Origin of the sequence: Pelagibius sp. Alg239-R121 (assembly GCF_947331435.1) — a bacterium.
In the GTDB taxonomy this organism is placed as follows: Bacteria; Pseudomonadota; Alphaproteobacteria; order Kiloniellales; family Kiloniellaceae; genus Denitrobaculum.
Genome location: NZ_CAMZOF010000007.1, coordinates 350,060 through 374,390 on the forward strand (window position 1 = coordinate 350,060; position 24,331 = coordinate 374,390).

Annotated in this window: 26 protein-coding genes and 1 pseudogene; 15 read left to right on the top strand and 12 right to left on the bottom strand. The window is 57.6% G+C overall.

Annotation, left to right across the window (positions count from 1 at the left end; all coding sequences use genetic code 11):
* Nucleotides 1–65: 65 nt before the first annotated feature.
* Entirely contained in the window at nt 66–704 is a 639-nt protein-coding gene (locus QMZ18_RS23405) for a glutathione S-transferase family protein (protein ID WP_282608784.1), read from the bottom strand.
* Nucleotides 705–905: 201 nt separating this feature from the next.
* Between QMZ18_RS23405 and iolB the strand changes: the two genes are divergently transcribed.
* Both iolB and QMZ18_RS23415 read left to right on the top strand, forming a co-directional pair.
* Complete coding sequence (gene iolB / locus QMZ18_RS23410) at nt 906–1,730, top strand: 5-deoxy-glucuronate isomerase (protein ID WP_282608785.1); 825 nt, start codon at nt 906–908, stop codon at nt 1,728–1,730.
* Between the two features lie 16 nt (nt 1,731–1,746).
* Entirely contained in the window at nt 1,747–2,982 is a 1,236-nt protein-coding gene (locus QMZ18_RS23415) for a reductive dehalogenase (RefSeq protein WP_282608786.1), read from the top strand.
* Nucleotides 2,983–3,040: 58 nt separating this feature from the next.
* On the opposite strand, the gene QMZ18_RS23420 is transcribed toward QMZ18_RS23415, so the two are convergent.
* Both QMZ18_RS23420 and QMZ18_RS23425 read right to left on the bottom strand, forming a co-directional pair.
* Entirely contained in the window at nt 3,041–5,512 is a 2,472-nt protein-coding gene (locus QMZ18_RS23420) for an FAD-dependent oxidoreductase (protein WP_282608787.1), read from the bottom strand.
* A gap of 84 nt (nt 5,513–5,596) precedes the next feature.
* Nucleotides 5,597–6,208, bottom strand: a complete 612-nt coding sequence (locus QMZ18_RS23425) for a helix-turn-helix domain-containing protein (RefSeq protein ID WP_282608788.1) — start codon at nt 6,206–6,208, stop codon at nt 5,597–5,599.
* Nucleotides 6,209–6,477: 269 nt separating this feature from the next.
* Here QMZ18_RS23425 and QMZ18_RS37095 point away from each other — a divergent pair, with 269 nt between their 5' ends.
* The 4 genes from QMZ18_RS37095 (at nt 6,478) to QMZ18_RS23445 (ending at nt 9,101) form a co-directional block, all read left to right on the top strand.
* On the top strand, nt 6,478–7,011 hold the full coding sequence (locus QMZ18_RS37095; protein ID WP_282608943.1) for a class I SAM-dependent methyltransferase: 534 nt from the start codon (nt 6,478–6,480) through the stop codon (nt 7,009–7,011).
* The gene (locus tag QMZ18_RS23435; RefSeq protein ID WP_282608789.1) at nt 6,956–7,414 is read left to right on the top strand and encodes a GNAT family N-acetyltransferase; all 459 of its coding nucleotides are present in this window, start codon (nt 6,956–6,958) and stop codon (nt 7,412–7,414) included. Before QMZ18_RS37095 ends, QMZ18_RS23435 begins: the two co-directional genes overlap by 56 nt.
* Before the next feature lie 239 nt (nt 7,415–7,653).
* Nucleotides 7,654–8,199: a hypothetical protein gene (locus QMZ18_RS23440; protein WP_282608790.1), complete on the top strand. Its 546-nt coding sequence runs from the start codon at nt 7,654–7,656 to the stop codon at nt 8,197–8,199.
* Nucleotides 8,196–9,101 (top strand): sigma-70 family RNA polymerase sigma factor, encoded by a 906-nt coding sequence (locus tag QMZ18_RS23445; protein WP_282608791.1) that lies wholly within the window; start codon nt 8,196–8,198, stop codon nt 9,099–9,101. The genes QMZ18_RS23440 and QMZ18_RS23445 overlap by 4 nt, the downstream gene beginning before the upstream one ends.
* Here the strand turns inward: QMZ18_RS23445 and QMZ18_RS23450 are convergent, their stop codons facing one another.
* Together QMZ18_RS23450 and QMZ18_RS23455 are read right to left on the bottom strand one after the other, a co-directional pair.
* Nucleotides 9,102–9,299, bottom strand: a complete 198-nt coding sequence (locus tag QMZ18_RS23450) for a hypothetical protein (protein WP_282608792.1) — start codon at nt 9,297–9,299, stop codon at nt 9,102–9,104.
* 42 nt (nt 9,300–9,341) lie between these two features.
* Nucleotides 9,342–10,079, bottom strand: coding sequence for a FadR/GntR family transcriptional regulator (locus QMZ18_RS23455; protein WP_282608793.1), 738 nt, complete (start codon nt 10,077–10,079; stop codon nt 9,342–9,344).
* 152 nt (nt 10,080–10,231) lie between these two features.
* On the opposite strand from QMZ18_RS23455, the gene QMZ18_RS23460 reads away from it, so the two are divergent.
* The 4 genes from QMZ18_RS23460 to QMZ18_RS23475 all read left to right on the top strand — a co-directional run bounded on the left by QMZ18_RS23460 (nt 10,232) and on the right by QMZ18_RS23475 (nt 14,424).
* The gene (locus tag QMZ18_RS23460) at nt 10,232–11,341 is read left to right on the top strand and encodes a dimethylsulfoniopropionate demethylase (protein WP_282608794.1); all 1,110 of its coding nucleotides are present in this window, start codon (nt 10,232–10,234) and stop codon (nt 11,339–11,341) included.
* A 30-nt stretch (nt 11,342–11,371) separates the two neighbouring features.
* The gene (locus tag QMZ18_RS23465; protein ID WP_282608795.1) at nt 11,372–12,991 is read left to right on the top strand and encodes an acyl-CoA synthetase; all 1,620 of its coding nucleotides are present in this window, start codon (nt 11,372–11,374) and stop codon (nt 12,989–12,991) included.
* 37 nt (nt 12,992–13,028) lie between these two features.
* A complete protein-coding gene (acuI, locus tag QMZ18_RS23470) occupies nt 13,029–14,021 on the top strand; it encodes an acryloyl-CoA reductase (RefSeq protein WP_282608796.1) in 993 nt (330 codons plus the stop codon).
* 109 nt (nt 14,022–14,130) lie between these two features.
* Nucleotides 14,131–14,424, top strand: a complete 294-nt coding sequence (locus QMZ18_RS23475; RefSeq protein ID WP_282608797.1) for a YciI family protein — start codon at nt 14,131–14,133, stop codon at nt 14,422–14,424.
* Here the strand turns inward: QMZ18_RS23475 and QMZ18_RS23480 are convergent.
* The 3 genes from QMZ18_RS23480 to QMZ18_RS23490 form a co-directional block, all read right to left on the bottom strand.
* Complete coding sequence (locus QMZ18_RS23480) at nt 14,421–14,870, bottom strand: SRPBCC domain-containing protein (protein WP_282608798.1); 450 nt, start codon at nt 14,868–14,870, stop codon at nt 14,421–14,423. The genes QMZ18_RS23475 and QMZ18_RS23480 overlap by 4 nt on opposite strands.
* Complete coding sequence (locus tag QMZ18_RS23485) at nt 14,867–15,205, bottom strand: helix-turn-helix transcriptional regulator (protein WP_282608799.1); 339 nt, start codon at nt 15,203–15,205, stop codon at nt 14,867–14,869. Before QMZ18_RS23485 ends, QMZ18_RS23480 begins: the two co-directional genes overlap by 4 nt.
* Before the next feature lie 123 nt (nt 15,206–15,328).
* A complete protein-coding gene (locus QMZ18_RS23490) occupies nt 15,329–15,850 on the bottom strand; it encodes an O-acetyl-ADP-ribose deacetylase (protein WP_282608800.1) in 522 nt (173 codons plus the stop codon).
* 132 nt (nt 15,851–15,982) lie between these two features.
* On the opposite strand from QMZ18_RS23490, the gene QMZ18_RS23495 reads away from it, so the two are divergent.
* The gene (locus QMZ18_RS23495) at nt 15,983–16,675 is read left to right on the top strand and encodes an RNA ligase family protein (RefSeq protein WP_282608801.1); all 693 of its coding nucleotides are present in this window, start codon (nt 15,983–15,985) and stop codon (nt 16,673–16,675) included.
* Between the two features lie 26 nt (nt 16,676–16,701).
* Here QMZ18_RS23495 and QMZ18_RS23500 read toward each other — a convergent pair whose 3' ends face one another.
* Nucleotides 16,702–17,316 carry a helix-turn-helix domain-containing protein gene (locus QMZ18_RS23500; RefSeq protein WP_282608802.1) on the bottom strand — a complete coding sequence of 205 codons (615 nt, stop codon included), beginning with the start codon at nt 17,314–17,316 and terminating at the stop codon, nt 16,702–16,704.
* A 90-nt stretch (nt 17,317–17,406) separates the two neighbouring features.
* On the opposite strand from QMZ18_RS23500, the gene QMZ18_RS23505 reads away from it, so the two are divergent.
* The gene (locus QMZ18_RS23505; RefSeq protein WP_282608803.1) at nt 17,407–18,729 is read left to right on the top strand and encodes an aspartate aminotransferase family protein; all 1,323 of its coding nucleotides are present in this window, start codon (nt 17,407–17,409) and stop codon (nt 18,727–18,729) included.
* Nucleotides 18,730–18,744: 15 nt separating this feature from the next.
* Complete coding sequence (locus QMZ18_RS23510; RefSeq protein WP_282608804.1) at nt 18,745–19,521, top strand: NAD(P)-binding domain-containing protein; 777 nt, start codon at nt 18,745–18,747, stop codon at nt 19,519–19,521.
* A gap of 65 nt (nt 19,522–19,586) precedes the next feature.
* Here QMZ18_RS23510 and QMZ18_RS23515 read toward each other — a convergent pair whose 3' ends face one another.
* Complete coding sequence (locus QMZ18_RS23515; protein WP_282608805.1) at nt 19,587–21,251, bottom strand: BCCT family transporter; 1,665 nt, start codon at nt 21,249–21,251, stop codon at nt 19,587–19,589.
* Nucleotides 21,252–21,429: 178 nt separating this feature from the next.
* Here QMZ18_RS23515 and QMZ18_RS37100 point away from each other — a divergent pair.
* Together QMZ18_RS37100 and QMZ18_RS23520 are read left to right on the top strand one after the other, a co-directional pair.
* A pseudogene (locus QMZ18_RS37100) lies at nt 21,430–21,636 on the top strand (LysR family transcriptional regulator); the annotation flags it as partial.
* 42 nt (nt 21,637–21,678) lie between these two features.
* On the top strand, nt 21,679–22,362 hold the full coding sequence (locus tag QMZ18_RS23520) for a LysR substrate-binding domain-containing protein (protein ID WP_282608806.1): 684 nt from the start codon (nt 21,679–21,681) through the stop codon (nt 22,360–22,362).
* 81 nt (nt 22,363–22,443) lie between these two features.
* On the opposite strand, the gene QMZ18_RS23525 is transcribed toward QMZ18_RS23520, so the two are convergent.
* Both QMZ18_RS23525 and QMZ18_RS23530 read right to left on the bottom strand, forming a co-directional pair.
* Nucleotides 22,444–22,845 (bottom strand): hypothetical protein, encoded by a 402-nt coding sequence (locus QMZ18_RS23525; RefSeq protein WP_282608807.1) that lies wholly within the window; start codon nt 22,843–22,845, stop codon nt 22,444–22,446.
* A gap of 120 nt (nt 22,846–22,965) precedes the next feature.
* Nucleotides 22,966–24,282: a sulfite oxidase gene (locus QMZ18_RS23530; protein WP_282608808.1), complete on the bottom strand. Its 1,317-nt coding sequence runs from the start codon at nt 24,280–24,282 to the stop codon at nt 22,966–22,968.
* Nucleotides 24,283–24,331 lie beyond the last annotated feature (49 nt).

The following is a 24,331-nucleotide window of genomic DNA, read 5'->3' on the forward strand; positions in this document are numbered from 1 at the left end:
CTGTCAGTCGGATGACAATTCGTAGTATCCTTTGCTCAACAAAAAGAGGCGCAATAGCAATAAGATCAACCCAATTCCCGACTTGAATAAGGGTCGACTGAGTAGGGGATGATGTCGTCCAGAAATTTCGACTGGGACCGGATGCGGCTGGTCCAGTCCTTGACTGCCGGGTAATCGGCGAGACGGTAGCCGGCATCGTCTGCCAACCCGCCGTATGAGAAGACAGATATGTCGGCAATCGAATAGCGGTTGCCGGCGAGAAAGTCATAGTTGCCAAGGTGGTTGTTGAGTGCGGTTAGCACGCGCTCGCCCAGCCTCCGCCGCTCAGCTGTAATAGGACTGTCGAAATCCAGTTTGCCGGTCAGCGTTCGGTGCCTGAGGGTGGCAATGCTGGACTGGACGTATTCTTGCTCGAAGAACATCCAACGCAGAGTCTGGGCACGCTCCAGCGGCTCCTTCGCGAAAAATTCCGTTCCTTCGGCCAGATAGGCCAGGATCGCGTTGGATTCCGGCAGATAGGTTCCGTCTTCCAGTTCCAGCACCGGAACGGTACCCATTGGATTTTTCTCTAAGAATTCCGGAGTCCGGCTTTCACCTTCGAAGATAGAGATATCCACCGTCCGATAATCCCTGCGCAATTGATTGAGCAAAAGGCGGACTTTGTAGGCGTTCTGGGATGGGCCGTAGCTAAAAAGAGTGATCATTTCCGTTTCCTCGCTGTTTTCTCTCAGCATTCAACAAGAACGGGAGGATTAGGAAACTCCGCTTCTTGCGTTTGAATTGTTTCTTGCGAGAATGCCTTTTCTGCTGGTCAAGGCAGACCCCAGTTGGAAAATCGCGCAAGACCGGAAGCACCTGGCTGCGTGGCGCCTCGTTTTAGAAAATTCGTTCGAAAGGTAGAGTAAATGGTTGAACTGCATAGAAAACCCGCTGGAGGCTCCGGAAAGGTTCTCGACATCACGCCGGAAAACGCAGGCTGGGGCTATGTCGGCTTTGGGCTCTATCACTTGGAAGCAGGAGAGAAGGTGGCTGAACAGACCGGAGATCGGGAAGCGATACTGGTGCTGGTCGAGGGTAAGGCCGAAATCACCGCTGCGGGCGAAGACTTCGGCGAGATGGGCGATCGAATGAACGTCTTCGAACGCACGCCCCCTCATTGTCTTTATGTGCCGAACGGGGCCGACTGGCAGGTCGTGGCGACGACCAAATGCACACTTGCTGTGGGCACAGCACCGGGCAATGGAAATCACAAGGCCCAAAAACTCGGCCCGGATGGCGTCGTGACTATGCCGCGCGGATCGGGCAGCAACACACGCTACATCAACAATATTGCCATGGAAGGTCAGGATGTGGCCGACAGCCTGTTGGTGACCGAGGTCTTCACGCCCAATGGCAACTGGTCGTCCTATCCCAGCCACCGTCATGATGAGGACGACTACCCAAACATTACCTACCTGGAAGAAACCTACTACCACCGCCTGGACCCGCCTCAGGGCTTTGGCATCCAGCGGGTCTATACCGAAGACGGCGAACTTGACGAAACCTTTACGGTCAAGGACGGCGACGTAGTCCTCGTGCCGCGCGGTCACCATCCCTGTGGCGCGCCGCACGGCTATGATATGTACTATCTAAACGTCATGGCTGGTCCGATACGCAAGTGGCGTTTTCAGAACGATCCTGCGCACGACTGGATTGCCCAGCGCGGTGCCGCTAAAAAAGAAGCCAGTTAACCGACCGGACACAACTATGACCTCCTGGCCATCCAATCAGCCGCCCGTCCGCAACGTGAGCGACGAACAGCGGCGTAACTGGAAGGCGCGTTTCCAAGACAGCGACCGGGCAGCGGGAATCGAGGTCACTGAGGATTTTGAACCTTTCAACCAGATGAACGACATGTTCACCCGGGCTTTCTGGGACGAGACGGTTCGGACCAAAGACACGGACGCGTTCTTCAGCAGTTATCGCATGAAGACTGCACCCAGACGGGGTGACGGGTTTACACTCAAGGATTTCGCACTCCGGAATGCGGCCTGGGCAGTCTCCGACATGGTCTCTGCGCGCGGCGAAGGTGAGGGCAAACGGGAAGGTTTTCAGGCGGCGATCGAACTGCTGACTCCAGTTGCCGACGAGCAGTTGGAGATCGAAGACTCTGCAAACTTTACCCAAGAACTGAAGGAAATTGCCAAACTCTTCGGCGCGGATCTTGCCGGGGTGACGGAGCATGACGAACGCTGGCTTTACTCCGCGCGGGTGGATACGCGTGATTTCTCCGAGAGCCCGAACGAACTACCGGAAGACATCACCCATGTGATTGTCCTGGGCCATTCGATGGACCGGGAACTGGTCGATACTTATCCCTCGGCCCTGGCCGGCGCTTCCACCGGACTGGAGTACAGTCATGAGGCAGCCATCGTCATCCAGCTTGCCTCCTACATCCGCAATCTCGGCTACGAAGCCGTGCCCTCCATGAACGATACCGGACTGGTGATACCCCTCGCAGTGAAGGCGGGCTTGGGCGAGTACGGTCGCAATCAGATGGTGATCACGCCGGAGTTCGGGCCGCGGCTGCGCTTCTCTAAGATCTTCACTTCCTTGCCGCTGACACCCGACCAGCCGAAACGTCATGGAGTGACTGAATATTGCAACATCTGCACCAAGTGTGCAGACCAATGTCCGCCTAAGGCGCTGCCCTTTGGGGCGCCTGATACGACCCCGCCGAATCAATCGACGATTTCCGGGGTGCGGAAATGGTCGGCCGACTGCGAAAAGTGCTTTTCCTATTGGGCCAAGCTGAAATCGGACTGCGCGATCTGCATGCGGGTCTGCCCCTTCAATCGGGACTTTTCGAGCTGGACTGCGCGGATTTGGCGGGCGCTGGCAACCTCGCGCTACCGCAAGCTGGCGCTCTGGTGGGAGACACGCTTCCCCAATGGCGTGCGGTTGAGGCCGAAGGATTGGTGGGCAAGCCTTGCGCAGCGATAGCCTTTGATCGGTCGATGCCGCATGCCTAATAGCGTAGCGGCATCGATCGAAACTCAAACTACACCTTGATCCGTTCGGCCTTCGGATCGTAGAGCGGCTTCAGGCTCGCCGTGGCGGCGACGCGTTTGCCAGCCACTTCGATCTCGTAACTGGACTCCAGGATGGCGGAGGCCGGTGTGCCTGGTTCGCAGGGTACGTATCCGAGACCGATGGCGGCTCCCAAATGGTGGCCATAGTTGCCGCTGGTCAGGTAACCGACGATGTCGCCGTCGCGTACGATCGGTTCGTTGTGATAGAGCAGAGGCTCAGGATCGGTCAGCAGAAACTGAACCATCCGTTTTCGCAAACCTTCTTCCTTGCGCTTCAGGACTGCGTCCTTGCCAATGAAGTCGCCGTATTTCGAGGTTTCCTTGCCGGTCTTGACCGCGAAGCCCAACCCAGCTTCCAGCACGTGATCCTGATCGACGATGTCGTGACCGAAGTGACGGAAGCCCTTTTCCATGCGGCAGGAGTCCAGCACATGCATGCCGCAGGGTCGCAGCCCATGATTTGCGCCCTCGGCCAGGACCAATTCAGCAACGTAACTCGCCATCTCGCTGGAGACGTAAAGCTCCCAGCCCAGCTCGCCCACGTAAGTGATGCGGTGTGCGCGGACCAGAGCCATGCCCAACTCAATGGTCTTGGCGGTGCCGAAGGGGAAGGCCTCGTTGGAGAGATCTTCATGGGTCAGCTTGGAGAGCAGGTTACGGGCGTTCGGGCCCATGACCGCGACCACGCCTTCGCCTGAAGTCACATCGGTGGCGATACAATGCGCGTCGTCGGGAATGTGATTGCGCAGCCACGCCATGTCGCGCACGCCGCTGGCTGCGGCGGTCACGATCAGGAACTCGGTTTCCGATAGTCGGGTGACGGTCAGGTCCGCCTCGATCCCGCCGTTACGGTTGAGCCACTGAGTATAGACGATCTTGCCCGGCGCGACCCCGACATCATTGGCGCAGATGCGCTGCAGCACGGGCTCTGCATCGCGGCCTTCGAGCCGGATCTTCACGAAGGTGCTGAGGTCGAACATCCCCACGGTCTCGCGCACCGCCTTGTGCTCTTCTGCTGCGTAAGGGAACCAGTTCTGGCGCGCCCAGGTGTATTGATACTCAGCCGTTTCACCCCGTTCCTTCGCTTCTTTCGGCAGGAACCAGTTCGCGCGTTCCCAACCTGCCGTCTCGCCGAAACAGGCGCCGTTCTCGGCCAGAAGCTCATGCAGCGGCGTGCGGCGGAGGCCGCGCGCAGAGGCATATTGGCGATAGGGGAAGTGGTCGGCGTAAAGCAGGCCTAGGGTTTCGCTCACCCGCTGCTTCAGGTAGCTGCGGGTCGATTGCATGGGATACATGCGGCGGATGTCTACATCCCAGAGATCAAGGGTTGGCTCGCCTGCTTCCATCCATTCGGCCAACGCGCGTCCGGCGCCACCTGCGGACTGAATGCCGATGGAGTTGAAGCCTGCAGCAATGAACAGTCCCTTCACGTCGGGTGTCTCGCCAAGCAGGTATCGGTCGTCCGGTGTGAAGCTTTCCGGTCCGTTGAAAAAGGTGGCGATGCCAGCCTGCTCCAGCAGAGGCACGCGATTGATGGCCTGTTCGAGCACTGGTTCGAAGTGATCAAAATCCTCCGGCAATTGGTCGAAGAAGAAATCTTCAGGGATGCCGTCGACCGCCCAAGGCTTGGAGAGCGGTTCGAAGGCGCCAAGCAGGATCTTGCCAGCGTCTTCCTTGTAGTAAGCGCATTCGTCGGGTACACGCAGCACCGGCAGGTCGCGCTGCAGGCCATCGATGCCCTCGGTCAGGATGTAGAAGTGCTCGCAGGCCTGGACCGGCACACGCACGCCAGCCATGGCACCGACTTCTCGTGCCCACATGCCGGCGCAGTTGACTACATTCTCGCAGGCGATCTCGCCGTCGGCGGTCGAGACGCCGGTAATGCGCCCCTGGGAGGTCTTGATCCCCGTCACCTTAACATTCTCGATAATCTTGGCGCCGTATTGGCGCGCACCCTTCGCCAGTGCAAGGGCGATGTTGGTCGGATCGCCCTGGCCGTCGGTCGGCAGGAAAACACCGCCGGTGACGCCCTCTAGGTTCAGCAGGGGATAATGTTGTTTGCATTCGTCCGGAGAGAGATCGTGAACCTCCAGTCCAAAACAGCGCGCCATGGAAGCACCACGCTGCAACTCCTCGAGACGTTCGTTGGTGAGCGCCACGCTGACCGAGCCATTCTGCTTCAGACCCGTGGCGGCGCCGGTCTCTTCCTCAAGATTGTAGTAGAGGTCGGCGGAGTACTTCGCCAACTGAGTCATGGTGTGGGTGGCGCGCAGCTGTCCGATCAGTCCGGCAGCATGCCAGGTCGTGCCGCAGGTCAGTTGCCGCCGCTCCAGCAGCACGACATCTTTCCAGCCCTGTTTGGCTAGGTGATAGGCGACGGAACAACCGATGACGCCGCCGCCGATGATGACCACGCGGGCCGTAGAGGGGATCTGTGCCATGACTTTGTTTTCTCTCGCTTGGCTTCGGGAGCCGGGTTTCATCTCAGAGTGTTCGGATCGGAATTGGCCTAATAAGAATTTGGCTTAATAAACAGGGGGCGACAGGGTCCAGACCAGAACCGCGCGCTTGTCTGTCGGATTGCGCCAGCTAAAGGCTTCGCGCTCGATACGGAAGGAGTCGCCCTCGTTTAGGGTAAAACAGTGATCGCTGACGCGGATCTCCAGCGAACCCGAAACCAGATAGGCGGCCTCTTCGGCGCCGCGGTCGATGGGTTGCTCGCGCTCTGCGCCGGGTTCGATCACGGTCAGGAAAGTTTCGAAGCCGCCGCCAAGATCCGGCGACAGCAGTTCTTCAGTAATGCCGGTTTCGGGCGAGCCCAGACGGCGGCGCTGATTCGCGCGTACGATATAAAGGGATTCGCTGGGCGACTGCTGCGACAGAGCCTCGCCGGTGGTAAAAAATAATCCCATAGGGATTTCAAGCACTTCGGCGATGGTGCGCAGGTCGGCGATCGGCAAATCCGAAATTCCACGCTCGACCTGGCTCAAAAAGCCAACCGAGCGGCCGATCTTATCGGCAAGCCGCTGTAGTGTGACTTGCTTCGACTGCCGCAGCGCGCGGAGATCCCGGCCCACAGCCAAACGCTGAGCTGTGAGCTTTTCAGTATCTTTGTGACTGTCTCGTTTCTGCACCATCCCATTCATAGCGCTATTTGTAAGTGAGTTCGTGAAAATATCAATTAGTTTTTCACAATAGAATAATTAGCGTTTTGATTTTCATGCTTTAACCTGCAGGTGTCTCGGATGATCGCTTTGATTTCATTGATTTTTCTGGGTAAACAAGCTGCCCTTAAGGCGCTCGGAGATAATCACAATGAATGGATGGGGTGAATCTACGGATGCTTGGGTTTCCGCCATGGGTGAGTGTGGGGATTGGGGGCGTGAACACGTTCTGGAACCCCGCGATGCTGGAGCGGGTCGAGGCAGGTAGCTACAGGCGGGCACTGGACGCCGACTGCGAGGAGGGTCGCTTTTGTCGTAGTCTCTCCGCACACGGCATCGAAACTTTCGGAATCGAGCCGACGAAGGCGCTGATTGAGACCGCCTGTCAAAGGGATCCTTTGGGTTGCTACGAAGTGGCGCAGACGAAAGATCTTCCTCTCGAAGCGGACAGTTTCGACCTTGTGGTCTTCTATCTGACCCTCATCGATATCGGCGATTTTCCTACGGCTTTTGCCGAGATGGCACGCGTCCTCGAGCCCGGCGGGGTGCGGACCTCAAAAGCTTCGTTGCCTGAAGCTCACTTTCTTCGACGAGCCCGTTCCACGCTCCGGCTGCGGGGAAAGGCAAGCGCAGTATCTGTGTGTTCCCTGGTTCATGATTATGGAGTGGCGGAATCAGACTTAGTGTTACTCTGTACATCGTTGAGAGGAGTAAATCAGCATGACAATCCGGGCCGCAGTTCCGGCCGATCTAAACGCCATTCGAGACATCGTTGAGCGCGCCTATGGCCACTATGTCGAGCGTATGGGACGTCCGCCGGGGCCGATGCTCGACGACTATGCCAGGCGTGTTGCACAGAGCGAGACATTTGTCGCCGATTTCGATGGCAGTGTCGGGGGCTTGCTCGTGTTGATCGATGGGGACGGCCATTTGCTGCTCGACAACATTGCCGTTCACCCCGATGCCCAGGGTCACGGTCTAGGCAGGCGGTTGATGGAATTTGCCGAGGCCGAAGCCGTGCGCCGCGGCTACACAGAGTTGCAGCTTTATACCCATGAAAGCATGACTGAGAACATAGCGATTTATAGCCGTCTTGGATGGGAAGAGACTGGCCGTGCCCTGCAGGCCGGCTTTGAGCGGGTATTTATGAGAAAGCAAGTGAGAGCGCCTGAAAACTAGCTCAATGGCGGGTCGTCAGATTGGGGCGCCTTTGACGCTTCGCGTCTGAAGCTGGTCGGATTGGTCACGTAAATGTATGAGGCAGCAGAAAAACCCATCCTGCTGTCACAAATTGGGTGGCTGTCTCGTCATAGCGGCATGAGGGCCTGTTCCGTCCGTGCATAACAGCATGGTTTAAAAGGTGTTGGGCGGCTAAATGGCTCTCAAGTGTTTTTACCCCTGTTTTCGAGGAGCCTTTTATGCGCAGTTTCTTTGCCCGCCGGTCCGTCAACGCTTTCGGAGAACACTACGGTTACGATGTGGCCTTCATGCATCACATACTAAAGCTGTCGCCGGACGCATTCTTTAAATTCACTGCACTGACCAAACTCGCCCAACACCGAAAGGCAGCGCCCAAGGAAGCCTTTTACGCTGCAAAACTGGTTGGCGCCCTTACAGAAGACTGTGGGCCTTGTGTGCAGCTTGTCATCGACATGGCGCAGGAAGCGGGTGTGCCTCCTGGGTGTGTGGAGGCAATTCTGCAACGAAACCTGAGCGCCATGGGCGTCGATACCTTGATCGGATATCGATTTGCCGACGCCTTGGCGCGTCGGTCGCCGGAACAAGGCGATGCACGTGAGGCGGTGCGCCAGCAGTGGGGAGAGATGGGCGTTCTCGATTTGACTTTTGCGGTGCAGATCGGGCGCGTTTTCCCGATGTTGAAGGAAGGGTTGGGCTTTGCCGCTTCCTGCCAACGGGTACGGGTTGGCGATCAGTCGGTCGAGGTTTTCAAGGAGGTTGCATGACGACGGTTGAAGCATCACTCGAGGCCAGTCGCGGCCGGCTCCTGGGTCTAGCTTACCGCATGCTTGGGAGCCGCGCGGATGCGGAAGACATCGTCCAAGATGCTTATCTGCGTGTCAAAGGCCGGAATCAACGCAATATCAGAAACCTCGAGGCATTTCTCTTTACGACAGTGACACGGCTCTGTCTTGATCATCTGAAAAGCGCTCGGGTAAAACGTGAAGTTTATGTTGGGTCCTGGTTGCCTGAGCCTGTTATTGATTCGGGATCACTTTCTCCTGAGAGTGCTGCCGAATTGGCGGACGATCTGTCCTTTGCTCTATTGCTCACACTGGAGAAACTATCGCCGCAGGAACGCGCGGCATTTCTTCTTCACGATGTGTTCGATACACCCTTCGCACAGATTGCCCTCGTTCTTGAGAAAAGCGAAGCCTCCTGCCGCCAACTTGCAGTTCGCGCCCGTAAGGCCGTCAGAAGTGCCAAACCCGGAAGTCCGGCTCCGCCTGGTGCGCATAAGGCTCTGCTTTCGAAGTTTGCCGAAGCAGTCATGACCGGTGACGTCAGCCGCCTGCAGATGATGCTAACGGATGATGTGGTCACCTATTCGGATGGTGGCGGGCTTAAGGTCGCTGCACTCAATCCCATTTTTGGAGCGGACAAGGTAGCGCGCTATTTTATTGGCGTGGCGCGAAAACATCAGATGAGCGGTGTCACTATCGAAGTTCGGCTTGTGCTGATCAACGGCGCACCTGGTATCGTGGTCAATATCGACGGCACACTCGATCAGACAATAAACATTGAGGTCGTTGACGGCCTCATCTCGGCGTTCTATTTGGTCCGCAATCCGGAAAAGTTGCGGTCGGCCGATGCGATCATCCGGGCAGGTGCTTTTTCGGAAGTGTAATCAACCAGAACAGCGCTTGATCAGTTGCCGCAGCCAGATCACGGCCGGGTCCAGCTCGGTGCGTAGATGCCAGACCTGGAGGTAACCGAAGCGGGACAGCTCGATCGGGGCGTTCAGGTGTTCGAAAACACGCGCCCGTACAATTCGGAGTCTGTTATTGCTGCTGCCTGCGGTGCTGGACGCTTTATTTGCCTTCATCGGCCAGTGCGCGATGAGGTTGCCGCTAAATCTGTAAAGCCCTTAGCTCTTCGCTTCCCGTGCCTTGCGGCGGGCGGCCATCAGTTCGAGCGTGTAGGCGGAGAGTTCTTCCAGCACCTTGAGCGCAGCACGAGTCTTTTTGCCTTCGATCGCGTCCGTGAGGGCGCTATGGAGGTCGGCGATTCGCGTTCGGTCGCGCATACGGTAGGTGACCATGTTCATCAGCGGCTGCATGGCTTCGATGACGCCGGCCATCTGAAAGGACAGCACCGGATTGCCGGCAGCATCGGTCAGAGCACGGTGAAAGCGCACATCCGAAGCACAGAAGCCCTCGTCGGTCTCGTCCTTGATCCGCTGCTGGGCGATTTCCCGGCGCATGATTTCCAGGTGCTTGTCTTCCCGGCGCCTGGCGGCGAGAGGAACGCAGGCGGCTTCCAGGGTAAAGCGGGCCTCGACCACATCTTCGAAGGGGATGTCGTTCATCCCCACGAGTAGCGTGCTGGTGGTGACCAGTGCGTCGTGGGCTTCAGACCAGCTCAGGCGGTTTACGAAAGCACCACCGGTCGGGCCACGCTGGGTGCGGATCAGGTTTTGGGCGGCCAGGCGTTTCAGGGCTTCACGTACGGTCGGCCGCGACACACCGAAGCGCTCCGCGAGCTCGGTCTCGCTGGGTAGGCGCTCTTCGACCACCAGCCGGCCTTCCATGATCGCCGTGCGGATGGCATCGGCGATCTGGGTCGAAAGACCTTCTTTGTTGATTCCACTGTACACGATGGACATACGTTGGCTCCTTGAGCGTCAGAACCTAACGAGTGGCCTCGTAATCTGTCAATTCTATATATGTTTTATTGTCAGACAATTTATCATTTGACTTTTTTTCCAGACTCTCACAGGTTCGCGGCGATGGCGTCGTTTTTGTTAGAGGTCGAGTTATGCCTGCACCGCTTCTTTCCGTTTCCCGGCGCACGCGCCACACGCCTTTCACCGACCGGGTGACCGCACAGGGCGTCAAAAGCTACACCGTCTATAACCACATGCTGTTGCCGACTGCATTCGAATCTGCGGAAGCGGACTACCGGCATTTAAAGAACCACGTGCAGGTTTGGGATGTCTCCTGCGAGCGGCAGGTCGAGATCCGGGGGCCCGACGCCGGCAAGCTGATCCAGATGCTCACGCCGCGTGATCTCGGCAAGATGACTATCGGACAATGCTTCTATACGCCGATGGTCGACGAAACTGGCGGCATGCTGAACGACCCGGTCACACTCAAGCTCAGCGAAGACCGCTATTGGGTGTCCATTGCCGATAGCGACTTACTTTTCTGGATCAAAGGCCTGGCCTACGGTCTTCACTTTGAAGTTGATGTTGACGAGCCTGATGTCTCACCATTGGCGGTGCAGGGGCCCAAGGCCGACGATCTGGTCGCACGGGTGTTTGGCGATGCCGTGCGCGATATCCGCTTTTTCCGTTACTCCGTGCTGCCCTTCGAGGGCCGGGATCTGGTGGTGGCGCGCTCCGGCTATTCCAAGCAGGGCGGCTTCGAAATTTATCTCGACGGATCGGACCTTGGTGAACCACTGTGGGACGCACTCTTTGCCGCTGGCGATGATCTTCAGGTCCGCCCCGGCTGTCCGAATCTGATAGAACGGATCGAAGGACGGTTGCTGTCCTATGGCAACGACATGACCCGCGAGAACACGCCTCATGAATGCGGGCTGGGTAGATTCTGTCAGACTCAGTCGGCGATCGGCTGCGTCGGCCGCAACGCCCTGTTGCGGGTAGCGGTGGAAGGGCCGACCCGACAGATCCGCAGCCTTGCCATCGACGGTGACGCCCTGGCACCTTGCGGCGGAGTCTGGCCGGTTTTTGCAGGCGGCAAACGTGTGGGCCGTGTAACTTCGTCGGCCTGGTCGCCGGATTTCGAAACCAACGTCGCAATCGGGATGATCCGCATGACCCACTGGGATGACGGCATGCGCGTCGAGGTCGAGACACCGGACGGGATGCGGGGCGCGACGATCAGGGAACAGTCCTTCATTTAAGAGGCTGAACGCAGGGTAGGAGACGAGGCGATGGATTCAGAATACGAGGCCTTGGCGAAAAACGGCGCAAACTATCAAGCGCTCTCGCCGTTGTCTTTCATTCGGCGCACAGCTGATGTCTTTCCCGACCGTCTTGCAGTGATCTATGAAGACCGCCGCTATAGTTGGGCCGAGACCTATAACAGGGTGATGCGGTTGGCCTCGGCGCTGGCGAAACGCGGCATCAAAAAAGGCGACACTGTTTCGATCATGGCCGCGAACACACCCGAGATGTTTGAGGCGCACTTCGGCGTACCCATGGCGGGCGCGGTGCTCAATGCCATCAACACTCGCCTGGAAGTCGAGACAGTCGCTTACATCCTTGATCACAGCGACGCCAAAGTTGTAATGGTCGATACCGCGCTTTCCAGCGTGGTCGCCGAGGCGCTCAAATCTGTAAAGCGCGATATTCTGGTCGTTGATATCGTTGACGCCGCGGGGCCGGGTGGAGACCGCATCGGCGCGCTCGATTACGAGGCGCTGCTGGCGGAAGGGAATCCGGATATAGACTGGAAGGGGCCTGCCGACGAGTGGCAGGCGCTCACCCTGAATTATACTTCCGGCACCTCGGGCCGGCCCAAGGGTGTGGTCTATCACCACCGCGGTTCCTACCTGATGTCCATGGGCACTGTGGTGGCATGGGAGTTGCCGCGTCATCCGACCTACCTCTACACAGTACCGATGTTTCACTGCAACGGTTGGGGCCATGCCTGGACCATGACCCTGCTGGCCGGCACTATCGTCTGTAACCGGGCGGTCAGCGCCAAGGCAGTGTTCGGCGCGATCCGCCAACACGAGGTGACGCACTTCGGAGGGGCGCCGATCGTTCTCTCAATGCTGATTGATGCGCCGGAAGAAGACCGTGTGCCGCTTGAACATCCGGTCAAGGTGATGACGGCCGGCGCTCCACCGCCCGCTGCGGTTCTGGAGAAGACCCGCGCCATGGGCTTTGAAGTGATGCAGGTATATGGCCTGACTGAAACCTTCGGCCACGTCACCCAGGCGCTCTGGCGGGAAGACTGGGATGACTTGAGTTTCGCCGAGCAGGCGGAGCTGCAGAGTTGGCAGGGGGTCAGCTTCCCCATGAATGAAAGCGCCGCCGTCATTAACAGAGAGACAGGTGAATTGGCGCCGCGCGATGGAGAAACTCAGGGCGAGATCGCTATTTGCGGCAATACGGTGATGAAGGGTTACTACAAGAGCCCGGATGAGACGGACGAAGCCTTTGTCGACGGCTGGTTCCGCACCGGCGATGCCGCCGTCTGGCACGACAACGGTTACATCCAGATTAAAGACCGCCTGAAGGACGTGATTATCTCCGGCGGCGAAAATGTTTCCTCTGTCGAGGTTGAAGGCGTGCTCTACCGTCATCCTGCTGTCGCTGCTGCCGCTGTCGTTGCCAAGCCGGACGACAAGTGGGGTGAAGTGCCTTGCGCCTTCATAGAGCTTAAAGTTGGTGAAAGCCTGACCGAAGAGGAACTGATCGGCTTCTGCCGTGAGCGCATGGCTGGCTTCAAGCGGCCCAAAAAGGTTGTGTTCGGTGAGTTGCCGAAAACCGCGACCGGCAAGATTCAGAAATTCGTTTTAAGAGAAAAGGCCCGCGAGACCTGAGGCGGGTAAATTGTTATCGGAAAGAAGGAAAGAGGCTATGAGCTTCAACGCGTTGGTTGTCGAAAAAGACGAAGAAGGAAAAACCGCAGCAGCGGTGCAGCAGATCGAGGATGCCCAGCTTCCCGACGGCGATGTGACTGTCGCTGTGGAATATTCGACTGTGAATTACAAAGACGGCATGTGCGTGGGCTCCGGGGGCGGCTTGGTCCGCAACTATCCGCATGTCCCCGGTGTCGATTTCTCCGGTACGGTCGAGACCTCCAGCGACGATCGCTACAAAACGGGCGACAAGGTCGTGCTTACCGGCTGGCGCGTGGGCGAGGCCTGGTGGGGCGGTTACGCGCAAAAGGCCTGCGTCAAAGCCGACTGGCTCGTGCCCTTGCCTGATTGCCTTTCGACCCGCAACGCCATGGCGGTGGGGACAGCCGGCTTTACAGCGATGCTGGCGGTTATGGCACTGGAAGATCACGGGCTCAAACCCGCGGACGGGCCGGTGCTGGTAACCGGTGCAGCTGGTGGTGTTGGCTCCGTGGCGACTGCGATCCTTGCTAATCTGGGTTATGAGGTGGCGGCAGTAACCGGACGCCCGGAGACCGCCGACTATCTGAAGTCGCTTGGTGCCACCCAGATCGTGCCCCGCGAAGAGATCAACGAGACAGTCAAACGTCCTTTGGAAAAAGAACTCTGGGCGGGCTGTATCGATGCAGTGGGCAGTGCAATGCTGGCCCGCGTCCTCGGCCAGATGAAGTACGGGGCTTCGGTCGCCGCAGTCGGCCTCGCAGCGGGTGCCGACCTGCCGGCCACGGTCATTCCCTTCCTGTTGCGTGGAGTCAATCTGCTGGGCATCGATTCGGTCATGAAACCCTATGACGCACGGGTCCGAGCCTGGGAACGTGTCGCCAAGGATCTGCCGATGGATAAGCTTGAAGCCATGATCGAACCGGCCACACTTGCCGATCTCCCCGCACTCGGAAAAGCGATCCTGAAAGGGCAGGTCAAGGGCCGCGTCGTGGTGGATGTGAACGTCTAAGTGAAACAGGAGAGTTTCTGGACCCAGCGATTCTCGGGTCTGGATCTTCTTTTGTTCGTTGCCATCTGCTACCGGACGACCCTGTTGGGACTTTTAGGGATCGGGAAACATGACGCGCTGGGTGGTAATCTTCGACGACACGCCGGGCATGCTGTCGGTACGTAAGGCCCGTGGCGGCGAGCATATCGCCTATCTGAAGGAAAACGCAGACCGCATCCTGATTGGCGGCGGTCTGCGTTCAGTTCCAGATGCACCCTTTGTTGGTGGACTCTGGGTCGTCGAGGCCGAGATTTACGACGAGGTCGTCGAGCTTGTTCTGAACGACCCTTACTTCAGTCCCGAGCACCGCAAGTTCCGCATTCTAGCCTGGGGTAAAGCACTGGATCGTTCTGTTACCCTTTAGGCTGCTGCCTTACGCATACTCTCCAGATGCTCGTCCCAGCCCGCGTCCAGTGACTGCAGCATCTGCATTGTCGCCGCACCGGCGGCCTCTGCGATTCCTTCGTGGGTCAGCGAAAGGCGCGTTCCGCCTGCGGCCTCTTCCAGGATCCAGGTCACAATCGTCTCGGCGCCGTCGAAGGGGTCGATGACGAAGCTGTAGACCAGTTTCTTTGGCGCCTCCATTGTCAGTATCCGGCCCCAGATCAACCTGGATCTGCTCCCATCGTCCTTGGTCCGCATCAGGGCATAGTCCTCTCCCGCTGCGAGGTCCTTCTCGGGTGGGTGGAACCACTGTGCCAGCTTCTCTTTCTCGGTCAGGAAGGCCCAGACGGTTTCGCGGGAAGCCTTGAAGAAAACGGTCTTTCGGATGGTGGTGGTTGGTACGGTGTCTGTCATCAGGGTGGTCATTTTTCGCTCTCTTCCTTTTCAATAGCAACCCGCAGAGCCTGCAGACGTTTGTCCCAGAATTGGTTGAAGTAGCTCAGCCACTCGGCAACGCTTTTAAGGCCGAGAGGCTCCAGTCGATTGATGCGTTCCCGGCCACTGGCATGAACGGAGATCAGCGCGCCTTCTTCGAGAATGGTCAGGTGTTTCTTGACAGCAGCACGGGTGATATCGAAGCGCTCGACCACCTCGCCGATGGTCATGTCGTCTTCGCTGAGCAGCAGCAGGATGTCACGCCGCGTTGGGTCGGCGAGGGCGCGAAATGCGCCCTGCGCTTCGTGGTGTCCGAAGCCGATCAATTCGACCTCCCGATAAAGTTAAGCTGTGATGTTGGTGACATGGCAAACTCAATGTGAAACCAAAGGGTATCATTTTAATATGATGCCAAATGGTATCATGTCAAGTCTGGAGATGTCGTTTTGTCAGGCTTGTGCGGCAATCGCTTCTTCGTGCCGGGCGAAACTCGCGGCGTCGAAGCAGCAGAAGATAACTTGCTGAATGGAAGTGTCGCTCGATAGAAATTCCACCGTTTTCTCAACTGCGATCCGAGCGGCCTGGTCAGGCGGGAAACGATAGATGCCGGTTGAGATGGCGGGGAAGGCGATCCGGTTTAGCGCATTTTCCGTGGCCAGTTCCAGCGAACGCCGGTAGCAGGATGCCAGCAGTTCCGGTTCGCCTGCGTCGCCGCCGTTCCAAACCGGACCAACTGTATGGATGACGAAGCTTGCCGGCAACTTGTAGCCTCTAGTGATCTTGGCATCGCCGGTTTTGCAGCCGTTCAGCATCCGGCATTCCATGACCAGATCCGGACCCGCAGCCCGATGAATGGCGCCGTCCACCCCGCCACCGCCTAACAGCGAGGTATTTGCTGCATTCACGATGGCGTCGATCTCAAGCTTGGTGATGTCGCCCAGATGAACGGATAAGCGTGTCGTCACTGTCATCGATCTGTTCCGTGCAATGAGCGGTCAACATATCAGGGTTAGATTACACTGCCACGCAGGCTGCGTTTCCTTCGGCAGTGCGACGTGGTAAGACGGCGGCCGTTCCGATGCAAATACACCCCATGCCGCGCTATGACTGACTTCTTTAGATTTCCGCATACCGGTCATCTCACTTGGCTGGGCCAGGACATGCCACGCGACGACAAGCTTCTGGCACCGGGCGAAGTTGACGCGCTTTTCGCTGACGAAGTGGTGGTGGAAGAAAAACTGGACGGCGCGAACATCGGAATCTCGCTGGACGATGCTGGTGAACTGCGCGTTCAGAACCGCGGCCAATATCTTCAAGCGCCCTACAAGGGGCAGTTCTCGCGTTTGAATGCGTGGCTGGCGCAGCATCAGTATGCGCTACATGAGTTTCTTGATTCTGACACGATCTTGTTCGGCGAATGGTGCGCCGCGGTGCATTCAATCGAATACTCAATTTTGCCCGATTGGTTTCTGCTGTTCGATCTTTACGACCGGCCGTCAGGCCGCTTCGCCAGCCAGTCGCGGCGCAATCAGCTTGCAACAGAGGTTGGTCTTACGGTCGTGCCCGAGTTGCTACGCGGGATCTTCGAGCTTCGCGAATTGCTTGATCAGCTCGAAGTTCGTCAGAGCCAATATTCCGACGCGCTGGCTGAGGGCTTTGTGGTCAGGTGCGATGCCGGGGATTGGTGCCAAGCGCGCGGTAAGATCGTGCGGGCCGATTTCACCCAATCCATCGAAACCCATTGGAGCCAAAACAGGCTCAGATGGAATCGGGTGGCTCTACCGAGTAGCGCCTGACGCCAGGGCTGCCTGCGCAGCCCCAATCAGTTTGATGCAAATACGTAGAGGCAGCGGCAGGGCTTTTTGCCTTTCGAGAGACAAGCATGTCCCATACGGCCGTCGAAGTAGACGCTCTGGCCCGCGGTCAGGGTAAGGGTTTCGTAGGCTTCAGAGTGAAACTCCAATTTCCCTGAGAGGACATACAGCATGTCCTCGGTGTCATGGCGGTTCCACTCGCCGAAATCCGCGAGTGACGTGCAGGTAAAATCCACGATCAGGCTCTGAAAGCGTTTGTCCTTGAGCTGCGCCGCGAGGGGAAAGAGCCGGTGGTTTGCGTATTCGACCGCATTCGCCAGCTCGCCGCGGTCGACCGCCAGGCGTCCGCCCAGAGATGGCGGGTTTTCCGGGCGCATCAGTTCCGAGACTTCCACGTCAAATCCCCGAGCCAGCTTCAAAAGAATTTCAAATGTTGGCGAGAGCTGTCCGTTTTCAATCTTGGACAGGGTCGAGCGTGCGAAGCCGGAGCGTTCGGCCAGTTCCGCCTGGCTAAGGCCGCGTGCCCGGCGCCAGCGGCGAATGCGCGCGGACAGTTCCGCGTGGGCCGGATCCTCGGCTCGGGGGCCGGAAGGTCCTGAATGTTCGATTTCTGCGTTTAGCATCGTCGCGTAGTTCGTGATCACGATTGACAGCAATATGTTCTTATAATAACAATTTGTTACTTTTGCAAACGTTGACGCGAGGCCTATGCAATGAGCGGCGCAGTATCTGAGAGTCTGTTCGAACGTGGGATGAAAGTGCTGGTAGAGGGCGTGTCCTCGGCCTCACGAGGGCCGGCGGCCTTCGGCACGACACCGCGCTACATGTCGCATGGAGAGGGCACTCGGCTCTATGACGTCGACGGACGCGAATACCTCGATTGGATGATGGCCTTCGGGGCTTTGCCGCTGGGCCACGCCCATCCGGCTATTGTCGAGGTGGTCACCCGGGAGATCGCCCGCGGCAGTCACTTCGCGACCGCCCTTGAGGTGGAAGTCGAGGTGGCCGAAATACTGGTCGATCTCTTGCCTCATGTTGAGAAGGTGCGCTTCGCCAACACTGGCACCGAGGCTGCCATGGCTGCCTTCCGCTTGGCGCGCGGTCACACCGGCCGGCGTAAGATCATCAAGTTCGAAGGGCACTATCACGGCTGGTGGGATTCGGTTCTCCTGAACACAAATCCGCAACCGACAACCGCTCTTGGGCATCCTAACTCACCCATCAGGATACCCGATAGTTCGGGCATCCTGGAGGAGAGTTGGCTCGATACCATCGTCGTACCCTGGAACGACTTCGACGCGCTCGAACGGGCGATGGAGACCCATGGACGTGATGCTGCCTGTGTCGTGACCGAAGGTGTGATGTCGAATATGGGCGTGATCCCACCGAAAGATGGTTATTTGCAGCGCATGCAGGAGCTCTGCCGCGACTATGGCGCGTTGTTTTACCTGGACGAGACTGTCACAGGCTTCCGTCTGGCCGCCGGTGGCTGCGCTGAACTTTATGGCCTGAAGCCGGACATCGTGACCTATGGCAAGGCGCTGGGCGGCGGTGTTCCCATGGCCGCGATCGGCGGTTCCGATGAGATCATGTCAGGGCTGGAGTGGGGCAAGGTTCTGCATTTCGGTACACACAATGCCGGCAGGTTGGCGTTGCATATCTGCAAGACCATGTTGACCACGATGCTGGCGGACAATCAGGCAGGTTTTACGCGCATTAAGGACCTGGGCCAGAAGATGACATCGGAAATCCAACAGGCCGCGCGCGCCAACAATAAACATGGTGTGGTCTGTCAGGGCGTGAATTCCATGTTCCAGATTTTCTTCACCGATCAGGAAGAGATCACCGGCTACCGGGATTTCTGTGCGCACGTCGACCGCCTGAAGTTCCGTGACTTCGCACTGCGTCTGTTCGATAAGGGTGTTTACATGAATCCCTCGGCGACCCTGCATTCTCTGTCCTCTATTGTTCATACAGAAGACGAAATCGATTTCACCGCGAATGCCATCGCGGAAGTGCTCGACGAAATGCCCTGATGTAGGAGGTCAGCAATGTCCGAACGCGTGATCGGCATACTAGGCGTTGGCCATCTGGCTGGCTTTCTGTTGGAAGGTCTGAGGAGCGGCGGCAGACAAGATCGTGTTGTTCTCTCCCCTCGCGGTAAGGCGAAAGCCGCTGCGCTGGCGGAAAGATTCGCCGCCGAGGTTGCACCGGACAACCAGGCCGTCATCGATGCCTGCGATGTCATCCTGGTCTCGCTGCCGGCTGCCTCTGGCAGAGGCATCCTGTCCGACCTGAAATTCCGCGCGGGTCAGACCGTACTCTCCGCCATGGCTGGAACGAGCTCTGAGGAGCTTTTGGAGATTGTCACGCCGGCAAGCGCGCACTGCACCATGATGCCCGGTTACGCAAATGCCTTGGGGATAGGGCCAAGCCTGCTCTATCCGGCAAACGAAGTCTGCGAAGAACTCTTAGGTCGTCTCGGCCCCGTCCATATATTCGAGGACAAAGGGGCCTTCGAGGCCGCTTGCGTCTTCGGCGCATTCTCGGGTGCCAGTTTCGTCTTCATGCAGCGGATCGTTGCCTGGTTCGAGGCGCAGGGAGTCCCGGCCGATGTCGCGCGCAATCTGGTTGCCGAAACCCTGCGCGGGAATGCCGAGGTGGTTCGAACAATCGATCAACCGTTGGACAGCATCGTAGAGGGCATCGCGACGGCTGGCGGTATCACGTGGCAATGTGTAGATGCGCTCGACGGCGAAGGGGCTCTTGCGAGTTGGTCGGGCGCATTGGATGCAGTCAACGCCCGTATGAAACGCGGTATGGACTAAAAAGAAGAAAGTCCCCCTTTGAAATTCAATGAGGGACTCTCATTCTTAAAACGACCTCAGTGATGCTACTCGGCAGGCTCGGTCGCTGGCACGACCGTCGTCGGTTGTCCCGCCTGTTCTCGTCTGCCATCGTTGTAGATTGCCTTGGTCAACGCAACGCATTGCAAGACCATGACGACCGAGAACGGCAAGGCACCGATCACCATTGCCGTCTGAATGGCTTTCAAGCCGCCAACCAGCAGAAGCGCCGTAACCACTGCGCCCAACGCAACACCCCAAAAGATGATGTGAGGGCGTGCTTTGGGGCCTTCGTCACCGGCGGCATTGATTGTGTTCACAATCAGGACCGCGGAGTCAGCTGTCGTTACAAGATAAGTCATGAGAAGGATGACGATCATGACCGACATTGCCCAGCCCAGGAACGGTGAGAGCATGTACTGGACCATTGCGAAGATTTTATCGCCGTCTGGCGCACCGGCAATCACGCCGCTCGCACCGCCGGTCAACTCCAGATCGATCGCGGTACCGCCCGCCCAGGTAAACCAGACGAAACACATCAGTGACGGCACAATCATCGCACCCAGGACAAACTCACGGATTGTCCGGCCCTTGGAGATACGTGCCAGGAACAGCCCGACGAAGGGGGCGAAGGCAATCCACCAAGCCCAGTAGAACACCGACCAAGCTCCCTGCCAGCTTTCCAGCTTTGCGGCGATACTTCCTTCAACGCCGTCCGTGGACCACACGCGGAACATCATATCAGGCAGGGCGATCACGTAGTCCCAAAGACCCACGATCAGGGCCTGCATGCCAAAGAAGGTTGATCCAAACAGCAGGAAGAAACCCAACAGCGCAATGCTCAAGACCATGTTGATATTGGACAGCCATTTGATGCCTTTACCAACGCCCGACAGAGCCGATGCCGTTGAGGCTGCCATGATAACGACAATCGCAACCAGGACCCCAGCTGTGTTTGCGGTGCCTGCCTCGTTTGTCAGGCCGCCGATGCCGATGCGCGTCAGGCCGGATACAAATTGTTCCACACCAAAACCCAGTGTCTGTGCCACACCCAGAATGGTGGCGACCACGGCAACGATGTCGACGACATGGCCGATGGAGCCTGACAGTCTTTCGCCGAACAGCGGGGTCAGGGATGACCGCATAGTCAGCGGCAAGCCGCGGCGATAACTGAAGAAACCCAATGCCAGTCCGGCAATCGCATAGCAAGCCCAAGCGCCCAATCCCCAGTGGAGGAAAGACCACTTGTAGGCCATGCGGATATTGTCCGCGGTCCCGCCGTTGGTAATGCCCTGGATCACTTCTGGATTGTTGTTCCAGTGATAAACGGGTTCCGCGACAGCCCAGGTGAGCATGCCGACCCCGATGCCGGCACCGAACATCATGGAAAACCAGGAGAAATTCGAAAACTCCGGCACGTCATCCGCCAGGCCCAGTTTCAATCTGCCGGCAGTTGGCCATATCGCCAGGCCAATGCAGGCCAAAATGAACAAAGCGACCGTCCAAATGTACCAGGCGCCAAAGGACGCCAGAATAAAGCTGTTGATGCTGTTGAGGACTGCGCCCGATTGTTCCGGAAACGCGATAGCCCAGATAACCAGTCCCCCGATCAGGAGTTTTGATGAGATCGTGACGATATGGCTGAAACCTCGGTAGAAACCTGTATCAGCTGTACTTATGGGTAGTTCCGTTAAAGCTGGTTTGATTGACATGTGTTCTTCTTGTCCTCCCACATTTCCCAGTTGCACAGTGAGCAGCCCGATTGGTTTGCAGATTTCAGGAAATACCTGACATCTGCATCGAGTCTTAATTAAGATCCCACTTGTCCTGAATTGCGATCAACTATAGTTGTGTCGCAATCACAGCAAGATTTGTAGTAGGTAATTAGTTATGGCAGGCATTAGCTCTAATTATTGGAAATTTAGTCAGAATCTCGTTGGTCTCTGTGCATTTGACCTTGTTGCCCAGCATGGGAATTTCACCAGGGCAGCTGAGGTCTTGGGAATATCCCAATCGGCGATCTCTCAGCGCATCAGGAGCCTGGAGCTTGAACTCGGGGTCGTATTGTTCAGGAGAGAGCACCGTGGCGTCACGCTCACGAACGATGGGTTGCGATTGCTCAATGTCGTGCGGCCTTCGATGAAGCAGCTATCCAACTCGGTTACATCGTTACTCGACCGCAAATCGAAGCCGAGGGTCCGGCTGTCCGCCGACTTTGCCTTTTCGACTTTCTGGTTGCTTCCGCGCTTGCCTCAGCTGCGTTCGGATCTTGGAGAAGAAATCGAGATACAAATTCTTGCGTCACAGGTACCACCGGATCCGGACGATGATGATTGTGATGTCACTATTCACGTGAATTCCTTGAGCCGAATGCTGGAGGGTGACGTCCTTCTGTTGGAGGAAAAAGTCGCTGCTGTCTGTAGCCCCGGTTTTCTTAAGAAAAACGGAGCTATATCTTCATCTACCGAATTGCTGGACACCCAGTTGTTGAGCCTGTCGAAGCCGCCTTCAGCAGAGTGGCAAACCTGGCAGGGTTGGTTTGACAGTCTCGGTATTGTTGGTGAACGCTCCCAAAATTACGTCAGCTTCAATAACTACGACATGGTCACTCAGTCGGCGGTTGCCGGACATGGAGTGGCTCTTGGATGGCTTGGTCTGGTCGATGACCTTTTGCAGAACGGCTTGCTGGTGCGCGCAACGACGGACGTTGTGACCAGTGCGGCGGGATATGTCATGTCACGCGACTATGCCAGCCCTTCGCGTGGACCGGCGCTGGTGTTCGACTGGATCGCCAATCAGGTCAATGCTGCGGCTTCGTCCTAAAAGTCACCGACAGCCCCTGTGTTACAAAGTTAGAGAGTGCAAAAAAAACAGGCGATGTTCCATGGCATTGCCTCAGGGCAGCTACTTCAGCCGCCGATCGATGTTAAAGTTCTTGGCGAGGTAATCCAGGATCACTTTGCGGTCGGCCGCTTCAGGTTCGTCCATGCCTTGTTCGTCAACCATCCAGTCAAGCAGTTCATCCCAATCATCACGCTTCAGGCCCTGTTGCTTGACGATAGCGAGAGAATGGCAGGCGCTGCAGAGATAACCAGTGTCATCCCGGCCCGGGCCGAGAGGCCAATCCCGACCGAACTCGTCATCTTCATCGAGGCTGCTCGTTGTCGTGTCACTGGTTGCTGTTTGCACCGGGGCAGGAGACAGAGTCTCGGCGAAGCTGGTCAGGGTGAATGGAAATACGAGACCAAAAGTAACAGGGAGAATCGCAAAAGTGCTTCGGATAGGGTTCTGGAAAATCGAGAGCATAAAACAGGATCCAAATGCAAAAGCTGGAACAGGGCCAAAGGAAAGCCGGCCTGGGGAACTTGGCCGGCTTTCCACGCCAGTCGGGCTGGGGGCGTCCGACGGCGGTGCGTCGCGCGGAGTTTAGGCGCGGACCGTCACGGCAATTCGATGCATGCTGTTATTGAGGTAACCCTTGGGATTCCAGTTGATCGCAAAGGGCTGACTGTTGCCTTTGTCGTCAGTCGCTCGCGCCCAAATCTCGTAGTAGCCTTTCTCGGGGAATGAGATCTCGGCGGTCCAGTCCTGCCAGGAAAAAGGATTGGGCGGAGCAGACAGATCGGCTCGGGTCCAGGTGGCACCAAAGTCGTGGGAGATGTCGACGCGTGAGACACTGTTGTCGCCGGCCCAGGCATGACCGCGCAGGGCCAGGCTGCGGCCGGTGATAGCTTGATTGGTTTGCGGCGTGGTGATCAGAGATTTGACCGGCATGGACTCGATGATCTTAAAGTCGGCCTTGTCGACCTTCGTGCCTGGCGCTACCGGATAGTAGGGGGCACGGTAGGAGGTGCCCGTCATCTTGGGCCCGTCGTGGACAACGTTGCGCAATTCGATCCGCTGCAGCCATTTCTGCGATGTCGACCCGGGCCAGCCTGGGCAGATAGTGCGCACGGGAAAGCCGTGCAGCGGCGGGATTGGCTCACCGTTCATGGCAAAGGCGATGATCGAATGCGGTTCCATGGCTTTTGCGAGGGGCACGCCGCGAGAGATTGGGAGCTTGTCAGGCTTGCCGGACAGGTGTCCATCCAGGCTGTAGTGCGCGGTGTAGATCGCCGATTCCTTCACACCTGCGGCCTTAAGAACGTCCGCATAGCGCACGCCAGTCCATTCCGCGTTGCCGATCGCTCCCAAGGTCCACTGATTGCCTTTGGCCGGCGGATTAAAGGCGGCACGGCCGTTGCCGCCGCATTCGACCTGCAGCTTCAGCGTGACGTTCTCGAACTTGTTTTTCAACTCGTCGAGCGAGAATTCCAGCGGAGTATCGACTTCGCCATCGACCGTCAGTTTCCAGTCTGACGCATCCATGCGGTAAGCGATGTCAGGAACAACGCCGTTGTTGCGGACGAAATGACGGTCGTTCGGAGTGACTGAATCATCCAACAGATGCGGCGGAGTCTCGGCATTGATCGGCCGATCGTTCAGGAGCGTCAGGCCGTCTTTGACTTTGAAGAGTGCCACCTCGCTGTCGTCGGCCAGCGCGGACGGGATCAAACCGGCGGGAAAATTGCGATGGAAGGGAATGGTGGCACCGAGCATGGCACCCATGGTCGCGAGGCCGGCGCCGCGCAGAAAGCCTCTCCGGTCTTTATGGGCTTCGCGTCCGAACACCAGTTTGTCGGCGCGGTCCGGATCGTCCTGATAGACCTCGCACAGCCCGCGGTCTTTGTTCCCTTTAGCCATCTCTTCCTCCCAAAGTTTTTATAAGTCGCTTTATGCGATTGGGAGAAGA